We start from the raw sequence: 10,938 nt of genomic DNA, 5'->3' as shown, positions 1-10,938 counted from the left end.
CTGGGCGGCCTTGGGCTTGACTTCGAAGAGGCCAGGAATCCGAAATTCCGCAGCCGCAGGCGACGCCGCGATTGCGCCAGCACACCACGCCGCTACAGCTACTGCGAGTAGCCCCACAACTGTGGGTCGTCCGCCCATCTCCTGGTCCCCTCAACCCCCTCAGCGTAGTCCCTGGGACTGCCAACGGCCACTCTGAAATCACTGACGATTTCGTGAGAGACCTGACGGATATCGGCAAAACGGGGCGGTTCCTGGGCCCCGGATAAAATTAACGAAATGTTTCGTGGAGCGTGGCGTTTGAGAAACACACACGAAGCAGTGGGGAGGATTTTCCGGTAATTTGCCACGAGAATGGGCATATGCGCGGATTCCACGCAGACTTTATGACACCCGAGATTTGATCGCAGCAGGCATTGATGCAATAACCGCCGACATCAGCGCAACTCCTAGCTTTTGAAGCCCTGACGCGGGTGCTCGCGAAGCCTCGCGGTGATCGGCCCCATTCTTGCTCGCATCTTTGACTATGCAAGCATGGCGGCCTGAAATTCTCAGAACTCCGAGGCTCTAATTATGTGCGGTTTGTGCGGCGAGATCACCTTCGACGGCTCGCCTGCTTCAGTCGAGGCGCTAAGCGCCATGACCTGCTCCATGTGCCCGCGGGGCCCTGATGCCGAGGGCATCCTGGCGCGCGGACGGGTCGCTCTCGGCCATCGCCGCCTCAAGATCATCGACCTGTCGGAGCGCGGCCAGCAGCCCATGGTCGATTCCGAGCTGGGCTTGAGCCTGGTCTTCAACGGCTGCATCTACAATCACAAGGAGCTCAGGGCGGAGCTGGAAGGCAAGGGCTACCGCTTCTTCTCCACCAGCGACACCGAAGTGATCCTCAAGGCGTGGCACGCCTGGGGACCGGAGGCGCCGAAGCGCTTCAACGGCATGTTCGCCTTCGTGATCCACGAGCGTGACACGGGCCGCGTCGCCATGTGCCGCGACCGGCTCGGCATCAAGCCACTCTACTACGTGCAGGACGACAAGCACTTGCGCTTCGCCTCCACCCTGCCGGCGCTGGTGGCGGCGGGCGGCGTCGATACCGCGATCGACCCGGTGGGGCTTTCCTACTACATGACCTTCCACGCCGTGGTGCCGCCGCCGCATACGATCCTGCGCGGTGTGCGCAAGCTTCCGCCAGCAACCTTGCGCATCGTCGAGCCGGACGGGCGTATCAAAGACAACATCTATTGGGCGTTGACCTTCGAGCGTTCCCGCGAAGACTTGACGCTCGATCATGCCGTCTGGAAAGAGCGCGTGGGCGATGCCCTGCGCCGCGCGGTCGACCGGCGCATGATCGCCGACGTGCCCGTCGGTGTGTTGCTCTCCGGCGGCGTCGATTCGAGCCTCATCGTGGGCTTGTTGGCCGAGGCCGGCCAGCAGCACCTCAAGACCTTCTCCATCGGCTTCGAGGCGGCGCATGGCGAGGCCGGCGACGAGTTCAAATACTCCGACATCATCGCCGAGCGCTTCGATACCGATCACACCAAGATCATGATCCCCACGGCGAACATGCTCGCCGCACTGCCGGACACCATCGCCGCCATGTCGGAGCCCATGGTCTCCTATGACAATGTCGGCTTCTATTTGTTGTCGCGCGAGGTCGCGAAGCACGTGAAGGTCGTGCAGAGCGGCCAAGGCGCCGACGAAGTGTTCGCTGGCTATCACTGGTATCCGAAGCTCGAGAACTCGAATGACATTCTCACCGACTACAAAGCGCTGTTCTTCGACCGCGACCGCGACAAGCTCGCCGCGCATCTCGGCGAGAACTGGATGGCGCAGGACGACGAGCCGGCGCGCTTCGTTGAAGCGCATATCACGCGCGCTGGCGCGGAGACACCGCTCGACCGGGCATTGCGCATCGACACGACGGTGATGCTGGTGGACGATCCCGTGAAGCGCGTGGACAACATGACGATGGCCTGGGGCCTGGAGGCGCGCGTTCCCTTCCTCGATCACGAGCTTGTCGAGCTTGCCGCGCGCGTGCCGCCGGAACTGAAACTGAAGGACGAGGGCAAGGGCGTGCTGAAGGACGTGGCGCGCGACGTGATCCCGCGGGAGATCATCGACCGGCCCAAGGGTTACTTCCCTGTGCCTGCCCTCAAATATATCGACGGGCCCGTGCTGGAGATGACTAAGGACGTTCTCACCTCACAGGCCGCGCGCGAGCGGGCGCTGTTCCGCCCCGAATATCTCGGCTGCCTGTTCGACGATCCCACGGCGCATATCACGCCCTTACGTGGATCCGAGCTATGGCAGTGCGCGTTATTGGAATTATGGCTGCAAGCCCACAACATATAGGCGTGGCGATGAGCATGGACAAAGCCAGCACCAAGGACGCCGTAGATACAGGCGCCCCGCCCATGGACACAACCGAGTGGGACGGGACGGTGCAGGCCAATGTCGCTCTCGACTGCGGCTGGGGGCGCCTTCTGTTCGGACAGACCTTTGCCGAGGCCACCGAGCTTGCGGCCTGCATTCGGGCCGAGGGTCCAGGCCGGCGCGACATCGCGTTCTATATTCTCGACCCTCATGTGGTCCTCGCCGCCGCACCCCAAGAACTGTTCCTGGATCCCTCGCATACCTACAGGCTGGATCTCAGCAAATATGAACCCGCGAAGTCCAAACCGCGCGGCTTCTACATTCGCCGGCTCAGCTCCATTCAGGACGCCGAGGAGGTCAACCGCATCTATGCCGCCCGGGGCATGGTCACGGTCTCGCCCGACTTCTTCTGGGAGAAGCGCGACAGCCGGGCGATCACCTATTTCGTCGCCGAGGACGAGGCCACCGGCGGCATTATCGGCACCGTCACCGGTGTCGATCACTACGCCGCGTTCAGCGACATGGAGCACGGCTCGTCGCTGTGGTGTCTCGCCGTCGATCCCCAAGCCACGTTGCCTGGAATCGGCGAGGCGCTGGTGCGTAGGCTCTCGGAGCATTTCAAGGAGCGTGGCGCGGCCTTCATGGACCTCTCCGTGATGCACGACAACGATCAGGCCATCGCCCTTTATGACAAGCTCGGGTTCATCCGGTGGGCCACGTTCACCGTCAAGCGCAAGAACGTCATCAACGAGCGGCTGTTCACGGAGGCGCCGTTCGGTGAACAAGCGCTCAATCCTTATGCTCGAATCATCATCGACGAGGCGCTGCGGCGGGGCATCGGCGTTGATATTATCGACGCGGAGGGCGGCTTCTTCCGCCTGACCTATGGCGGCCGCTCCGTGATGTGCCGCGAGAGCCTCACGGCGCTGACGACGGCCATCGCCATGAGCATTTGCGACGACAAGCGCGTGACGCGCCGCGTCGTCAGGGCGGCCGAGGTTCGCGTGCCGGAACAGCTCACGGCCGACGACGAGGAACGCACGCAGGCCTTCGTGGAAGACCACGAGGCGGTGGTGGTCAAGCCCGCGCGTGGCGAGCAGGGCAAGGGCGTCGCCGTCGGTCTCAAAGGCTGGGATCAGGCGAAGACCGCGATCGACGCGGCCCGGAAGATCTGCAACGAGGTGGTCGTCGAGGAGTTCGTCGAGGGGGCGGATCTCCGGATCATCGTCATCGACTATCGCGTGGTCGCCGCGGCGATCCGCAAGCCCGCGGCCGTGATCGGCAACGGACGCTCGAGCGTGCGCGACCTCATCGAGCATCAATCCCGGCGCCGGTCCGCAGCCACCGGGGGCGAATCGTCAATCCCCATCGACGCAGAGACGGAACGCTGCGTGGCCGGGGCCGGCTATAGCCTCGACGATGTGCCACTGGCCGACAAATATCTCGTGGTGCGGAAGACCGCCAATCTCCATACCGGCGGCACGATCCACGACGTGACGGGCATTTTGCATCGGACGCTGATCGAGGCCGCGGTAAGGGCGGCGCGAGCCATCGAGATTCCGGTCACTGGAATCGACTTCATCGTGAAGGCGCCGACCGAGCCGGACTATTGGTTCATCGAGGCCAATGAGCGGCCGGGACTGGCGAATCACGAGCCGCAGCCCACCGCCGAGCGCTTCGTCGACCTGCTGTTTCCCCAGTCCGTTCCGGCCACCGTGCGCGAGGCGCTTCAAATCTAAGCGCCCACGTATTACCCATTGATCGACCGACCACGCTTGGGGCTCCCGTCAGGGCGCCCACCCAAGGGGCTGCCGCATGACGATCCTGCATATCGACCTGGACTACCTCGCCGACACGCTGGAGAAGCTGCTCTCGATCCCCAGCCCCACAAGCTATACGGACAATATTGTCCGTCATTGCGGACAGGAGCTCGACCGGCTCGGCGTCCCCTTCGAGGTCACGCGGCGCGGCGCCATTCGGGCGGTCTTGCGCGGCAAGAAGCGGCGCCCTGCCCGCGCCATCGCCGCCCATCTCGATACGCTTGGCGCGCAGGTCAAGCAGGTCAAGGACAATGGGCGCCTCGGCGTCGTGCCGGTCGGCAGCTGGAGCGCACGGTTCGCTGAAGGTGCCCGCTGCACAATCTTCACCGAGCAGGGCAGCTATCGCGGGACCATCCTGCCGCTCAAGGCCTCGGGCCACACCTACGGCGAGGAGGTCGACGAGCAGCCTTGCGGTTGGGAGTATGTCGAGGTGCGGGTCGACGCGCGATCCTCGAACGCCGACGAAGCCAAAAAGCTCGGCATCGACGTCGGCGACATTATTTCGATCGATCCCCAGCCGGAATTCCTCGAAAACGGTTTCATCTGCTCGCGGCATCTCGACGACAAGGCCGGCGTCGCCGTCATGCTCGCCGCGCTCCAGGCGCTCATTCCCGTCAAGAACAAGCTGCCGGTCGACGTCTACTTCCTATTCACAATCGAAGAAGAGGTGGGCGTCGGCGCCTCGAATATTCTAACCGAGGATGTCGCGTCGCTGATCGCCGTGGACAACGGCACCACGGCGCCGGGGCAAGGCAGCGCGGAGTTCGGCGTCACCATTGCCATGGCCGATCACAACGGCCCCTTCGACTATCATCTGACCCGTCAGCTCGCCCGGCTCTGTGCCGATAACGACATCTTCCACCAGCGCGACGTCTTCCGGCACTACCGGTCCGACGTCGCCTCGGCCGTGGAAGCCGGTCACGACGTCCGCACGGCCCTGATCTGTTTCGGCATCGATGCCTCCCATGGCTGGGAGCGCATTCACATCCATGCCTTGCGCTCATTAGCGGAGTTGATCACTGCTTATCTCTTGGGTCCGGTCAAGTTCACCCGGGACGCCGAGGAAATCGGAACCCTCAAGGACTTCACCCGTCAGCCGATGGCCAAGGCCGAACAGGAACTGACCTCGGACGTCACTCTCGAGGAAGAGGACTAACTGAGCCGCGCCGCCGCGCCATCCCGTCGTGCCTAGCCTGCACCTCTGAACACGCGCTGGACCTCAGGATAGCTCTTCTTGATCCGGCGTTCGAGTTGGCTGACCGCCGCTTCGACGCGGTCGCGAAGAAATGCCGTCGGCAAAATCGAGGCTCAGGGCCAGCAGGATCGATTTTGCGCGCGGCATTCGGACACGCCGGGGTGTCACAAAGCGCGGTTATTCTTCCTCGATCAAAACAATGAAACCAGTTTGTTTTCACTCGCCGGCAAAAAAAGCGCTCGTGATCGGCATCGCCAACGAGGAGTCCATCGCCTTTGGCTGCGCCAAGGCCTTTCGCGATCAGGGTGCCGCTCTCGCGGTCACCTATCAAAACGAAAAAGGCCGAACGGTTCGTACGGCCGGTGGCGGAAAAGCTCGAGGCGGAGATCGTCCTGCCTCTCGATGTCGCCGATGACGAGCAATACGCGGAGGTCTTCGCGCGGCTCGACGAGGCGTGGGGGCGCATCGATATCTGTCTGCACTCGGTGGCGTTCTGTCCCAAGGAGGACCTTCATGCCCGCGTGGTCGATTGCTCGCGTGGCGGATTCGCCAAGGCAATGGACATCTCGGTCTATTCCTTCGTCCGCATGGTGCATTGCGCGGAGCCTTTGATGACTGATGGTGGCACCTGCATGACGATCTCGTATCTCGGGGGGCGACAAGGTCATCGAGCACTACAACATCATGGGGCCGGTGAAGGCCGCGCTCGAGTCGGCGACGCGGTACATGGCCGCCGAACTTGGCTCCAAGGGCATCAGCGTGCACGCCCTGTCCCCGGGACCGCTCAAGACCCGCGCCGCCTCTGGCATCGATCATTTCGACGAGATCATGAACCAAGCCTCGCAGCGTGCGCCGACGCATCACCTGGCCACCAATGGCGACGTCGGCGCGTTCGCGGCGTTTTTGGCGAGCCCCGAAGCGGCGAACGTGACCGGCGGTATTCACTACATCGACGGCGGTTACCACATCTTGGGCTGAACACCGGCCGCAAATCTCTGCACGCTCTGCTTGCCGACGTCCGGTTGTTTCCCCTAGCCACGCTGTGCGAGGGTCCGTTCGGGAAGGCGCATCGGGGGGTTCATGTCGCACTCGACTCGTTGTGCACGAAATCGTTTTTGCGCCGCAGGCGCATTTGTCATTGCCGCATCGTTCGTCGCCGTACCGGAGGCGCGCGCAGACGCCGAGGGGAGCCGCTCGGTCACGCTGGGCGCCGCGGCCATCGTCAAGCCCAAATACGAGGGCTCCGACGAGCACGAAGTCATTCCGATTCCCATCGTCATCCCGAGGTTCGGCGAGGTGCCCGATGACGGTCCCTCCGCGTTCAAGCAATTCCGCAAGCGCGTAAACTTCCGCGGCCTGGATGATATTCGTGTGCGCGCCCTTGGCGGCGAGCGCCTGCAAGTCGGCGCGGTCACCGGCTACATCACCAAGCGCGACCAGGACGATGGCCGGCTGTTGCGCGGTTTGGGCGATATCGACGGCGGTCTCGTGCTCGGCGCCTATTCCGGCTTCACGCTCGGCGCCTTTCAGTTCGATGCCGCCATCCTGGAGAAGGTCACGGGCGACGATTCAGGACCCGAGTTTCGCTTCGGGGTGGAGACGACCCAGCAAGTCAACGAGCGCACCAGGATCGTGGCGCGCGTGGGGACGACCTACGCGAGCGACGACTACATGCAGACCTATTTCGGCGTGACGCCCTTACAGAGTCGTAGCTCCAAGGCGGGACTTCCGGCCTACACGCCCGACGCCGGGATCAAGGACGTCTTTTTCGAGCTTGGCGGGACGATGGACCTCAGCGAGCGGTGGCTCCTAAAGGCGGGCGGCCGCTACGGACGCCTGCTGGGAGACGCGGCGGACAGTCCGGTCGTGGAGACGGCAAACCAGTTCTCCGGCGTGCTGGGGCTCGGTTACCGTTTCGACTGGCGGTAGAGGACGGCGCGAGGCTGATAGCGCGTGTTTCTTCGATTGAGGAGAAGGTGGTGCCGCAGGAGGGATTCGAACCCCCGACCCCCGCATTACGAATGCGATGCTCTACCGACTGAGCTACTGCGGCTCCTATTGCAGCCAGCTTGCAACCGGCGCAGGGGAAGATGCCTCTTAGCGTGCCGCTTTTCAAGCGATTCGCGGGCTTCGGCGACCCGCGATTAGCTGCTTACGAATGCGATGCTCTACCGACTGAGCTACTGCGGCTCCGGGCGTATCGCGCCTTTCCGTGAGGCTGGGCGCAACGCGTAAAGGAAAGCCTTGGGGTGCCCTTGGAACGACGTGGGACACCGCCCCAGGCTCTCACCTTGGCCCCGTGCTTAATGCCAATATCGGGAAGGCGCAAGCTGGACGCCAGCCTTCGGCCTCTGCTTCGAAACTCAGCGGATCTGCGCCGCCCGGAGGCGTTCCAGCGATGTCGGGCTCTCATCGGTTTCCGGCTGCGTGACACCGGGATCGTCCGGGGGACGGATCGGAATGAAGTCCGGCGAATCGGACTTCCTCGCCGTCTGTCCCGTCACAGCCTCGTTCACCTTGGGCCCTGCCGTCGCCGCCGGTGAGGTTTCGGCCTTTCCGGCCTTGACGCCGGCCGTTGCAGGGGCATCGACCGCCTCACCTTTTTGCGGCTCGGGTGACGCGGCGACCCCCTCGGGCGTCTCGGTGACAATGGGCGTCACGTCGACCACGACGGCGGGCTCAGCGTCCGCCGGCGCTAGGCTCGCCATGGCGCTCGCATCGCGCGGCGGCTCCATATCCTCCGCGATCATCAGCGTGTCGTCCCCGCGGCCTATGGCATCGACCGGCGCCTTCCAATCGAAGGCATCGACGGCGCCGGTGACCGGCGACACAGGCAGCCAACGGTCGGAGACATAACCGTCGGCGATCCAGGCGCGGTCGCGCGGCGCACGCACGGCCCGCGCCAGCCATTCACGCTCCCGGCCCTTGTCGCCGCTGCCGCCTTCGATGCGCGCCATCAGCGTGCAAATGCGCGCGGAAGGCCGGCCCTCCACGTAATGCGCCAGCACGTCGCGCGCCTGCTGCCATTCCTGCGCGTCGATCGCCGCCTGGGCGACGGCGATGGGGCCTTCGATATCGTCCGGGGTGAGACCGGCCAAATACTCGACGCGCTTCAGCCGGTCTTTCGGAGAGAGGCCCGGCTTGGCGAAGGCATAGGCCACCGCCAGGTCGGGATGGGGCGACAGTTTCCAGGTGCGGACGATCTGGCGCGAGGCTGCGCGCACTTCACCCTTCGAGGCGAACAGGCGCCCGGCGAGCTCCGCCGCCGGCACCAACGAAGGCGCAAGCCGCAGCGCCTCATTGGCTAGCGTCAGCGCCTTGTCGGGATCGAAGGTCTCCGCCTCGCGCGCTTCCGCGGTCAACAGCACGGCGCGCCGACGGTTCGCCGTGTCGGTATCCACATGACCGTTCTGCCGGGCGATGGCGAGCGAGTTCAAAGCGCCGTCCCAATCACCCGCGCGCGCTTGAATATCGAACAGTGCGTTCACGCCCCAAGCAAGTTTCGGGTCGTGCCGCACCGCCTGCTCGGCCAACGCGCGCGCGGCGTCCTCGTCATTGCCGCGCTTGGCTTCGAGAAACAGACCCCGCACGCCGAGAAGCTGTGTCTCGGGCCGGTCGAGCATCGCCTCGAAGGCGCGCCGGGCCGACGCCGGGTCGCCTTTGAGCTGAGCGGCTTGCGCGCGCAACAGCGCGGTGAGCGGCTCGCGAGGCAAATAGCGCCCAGCGATCCCTGCATAGCGTTGCGCTTGGGCGCGGTCACCGACACCGATGGCCAAAAGTCCGCGCGACAAGGCCTCCAGCCCTTGCTGCTGCCGCCGCTCGTGCATGTAGGCCGCCACCGCTGCGGGCCGCGTCCACACATAGCGAAGCAGCGCAAAGACAAGAATGACCAGCGACACCAGCGCGGCCATGACGAGGGTGGCCACAAAGGCGCTCGTCTCGATCTGGTAGCCCAGCCACTCGACGGTGACCGTGCCGGGCCGGTCGGCGAGCCATGCGAGCCCCAAGGCCGCCGCCACGATGAAGAGAACGAATAAGAGAATGCGGGTCATCGTCTACTCTTGCTCTTCGGTTTTCTCGACGGCGCCGCTTCCGCCGAGGGAAACGAGCAAGACGTTCTGCAAGCGCCGCAAGGTCACTTCTGCATCGAGACGCGCATGCGCCGCGTCGAGCCACTTGGCGAAGGCCTCGCGCGGCGCTCCTTGCAGCGTCTCCACTTCCTTCACCGCCGCACCCAGATCGCCTTGTTCGAGCTTCCCGCCCGCGCGCGCCAGCACGGCGTCCGGCTGATCTCCTTCAGCTGCTTCGTCGATGCGTCTGATCTTGACCAGCGACTCCGCGCTCCCCAACAGGCGGTCGATGATGGAGGCATCGCCGGTGGACTCCTGCGTGGACAGCGCGTCCTCACGGGCCTCCTCGAATGACGCGGTGAGCGCACGCACGGTCGGAATGCCCGTGTCCTCGTAGTCGAGGAGACTGCCGAAATCGCCGGCGCCGGGCGAGAGCTGCGCCAGCGCGGCGAGTTCGCCTGCGTAGGGCCGCCCGTCGTCCACGGCGGCGCGCAGATTGGCGAAGGCAATCGCGAGCGTCGCCCGCTTGGTGTCGTTGATGTCTTCGTCAACCGCCTCGAGCAGCTGCGGCAACGTGGATTCGATTTTGCGCAGGCGCTCATCGAGCACCGCAATCTCGGGCAGGAGTTGTGCCGCCTCCTCGGAGCCGAGCTCCGCTTCGGTGAGAGCTTTGAGCTTGGCGTCGACGTCGGCAAGATCCTTCTTGAGGCTGTCGATCGCCGTGGTGTCGGTCTCCGCCCCGGACTTGGCCTCCGCCAGCGCCGTCTCGATCTTTTCGTCGAGGCGCTTCTCGGCGTCGTTGATCTGCTGGCTGATGGCCGCGGCGTCGGCGACGGAGCCGCCCTCCTTCGCAGCTTCGGCCATGGACTTGAGGCTCGTTTCGAGCTGTGCGACCCGATCGTCCAGGGCCGTCGTCTCCGGTGGCGTCTCGGACGCTGTGGCCTCGAGGTCTGCGAGGCGGGTCTCGAGCTTCTCGATCTTCTCACTATTGTCCGGCGTTTGGGGCGACGCTTCGAGCTTGGCGATGCGCCCCTCCAGCGGCGCGAGATCGGGCGCATCCGTCGGCGCGCTCAGGGGCAAGTAACCCCAGGCGGCGATGGCGGCGAGCACGGCGAGGCCGCCGATGAGGCCAGCGGCCGCATGGGTGAGAAAACTCGTCACGGCGGCGAGCAGGACGGCCGCGAACGACCGGCCGCTGCCGTGCCGTTCGGTTGTCTCCGCCGCCGGTTGTTCGCCCTCGCCGGTCTTCTCGGCTTCGTCACCGTCGTGAGGCGGGAGCGCATTGGCGTTCTCCGCGGCCTCGTCCTTGGTCTCGGATTCGTTGGGGCCCTCGTTCTCGTTGGCGTCTTTTTTGGCTTCCTGGGCCTCCGGCTCGACCGAGACTTCGGTCGCGGTGCCTTCAATGGTCGGCGTCGGGCGCTTGCCCGCCGGATCGCCGCTGCCCTTATTATCGAAGGAGCCGCCCATCACTTCACTACCTTCACGT

The 10,938-nt window shown here is 64.7% G+C and carries 6 protein-coding genes, 1 tRNA gene and 1 pseudogene; 5 read left to right on the top strand and 3 right to left on the bottom strand.

Annotated features, from left to right (window positions below; translation table 11 throughout):
• Positions 1 to 570: 570 nt before the first annotated feature.
• The 5 genes and pseudogenes from ACSLE4_RS08500 to ACSLE4_RS08480 all read left to right on the top strand — a co-directional run bounded on the left by ACSLE4_RS08500 (position 571) and on the right by ACSLE4_RS08480 (position 7,311).
• Positions 571 to 2,346 carry an N-acetylglutaminylglutamine amidotransferase gene (locus tag ACSLE4_RS08500; protein WP_435904028.1) on the top strand — a complete coding sequence of 592 codons (1,776 nt, stop codon included), beginning with the start codon at positions 571 to 573 and terminating at the stop codon, positions 2,344 to 2,346.
• Between the two features lie 62 nt (positions 2,347 to 2,408).
• Positions 2,409 to 4,106: an N-acetylglutaminylglutamine synthetase gene (gene ngg / locus ACSLE4_RS08495; RefSeq protein WP_435904059.1), complete on the top strand. Its 1,698-nt coding sequence runs from the start codon at positions 2,409 to 2,411 to the stop codon at positions 4,104 to 4,106.
• A 76-nt stretch (positions 4,107 to 4,182) separates the two neighbouring features.
• Positions 4,183 to 5,343, top strand: a complete 1,161-nt coding sequence (locus ACSLE4_RS08490) for an osmoprotectant NAGGN system M42 family peptidase (RefSeq protein ID WP_435904027.1) — start codon at positions 4,183 to 4,185, stop codon at positions 5,341 to 5,343.
• A gap of 238 nt (positions 5,344 to 5,581) precedes the next feature.
• A pseudogene (fabI, locus tag ACSLE4_RS08485) lies at positions 5,582 to 6,360 on the top strand (enoyl-ACP reductase FabI).
• Between the two features lie 102 nt (positions 6,361 to 6,462).
• Positions 6,463 to 7,311: a MipA/OmpV family protein gene (locus ACSLE4_RS08480; protein ID WP_435904026.1), complete on the top strand. Its 849-nt coding sequence runs from the start codon at positions 6,463 to 6,465 to the stop codon at positions 7,309 to 7,311.
• A 48-nt stretch (positions 7,312 to 7,359) separates the two neighbouring features.
• Here ACSLE4_RS08480 and ACSLE4_RS08475 read toward each other — a convergent pair.
• The 3 genes from ACSLE4_RS08475 to ACSLE4_RS08465 all read right to left on the bottom strand — a co-directional run bounded on the left by ACSLE4_RS08475 (position 7,360) and on the right by ACSLE4_RS08465 (position 10,919).
• Positions 7,360 to 7,435: transfer RNA gene (locus ACSLE4_RS08475), tRNA-Thr, on the bottom strand.
• A gap of 310 nt (positions 7,436 to 7,745) precedes the next feature.
• Positions 7,746 to 9,434: a heme biosynthesis protein HemY gene (locus tag ACSLE4_RS08470; RefSeq protein WP_435904025.1), complete on the bottom strand. Its 1,689-nt coding sequence runs from the start codon at positions 9,432 to 9,434 to the stop codon at positions 7,746 to 7,748.
• A gap of 3 nt (positions 9,435 to 9,437) precedes the next feature.
• A complete protein-coding gene (locus ACSLE4_RS08465) occupies positions 9,438 to 10,919 on the bottom strand; it encodes a mitofilin family membrane protein (protein WP_435904024.1) in 1,482 nt (493 codons plus the stop codon).
• Positions 10,920 to 10,938 lie beyond the last annotated feature (19 nt).

The sequence above is a fragment of the Methyloceanibacter sp. genome, from assembly GCF_051306395.1.
Taxonomy (GTDB): domain Bacteria; phylum Pseudomonadota; class Alphaproteobacteria; order Rhizobiales; family Methyloligellaceae; genus Methyloceanibacter.
This window is presented reverse-complemented; position numbering and strand designations above follow the sequence as displayed.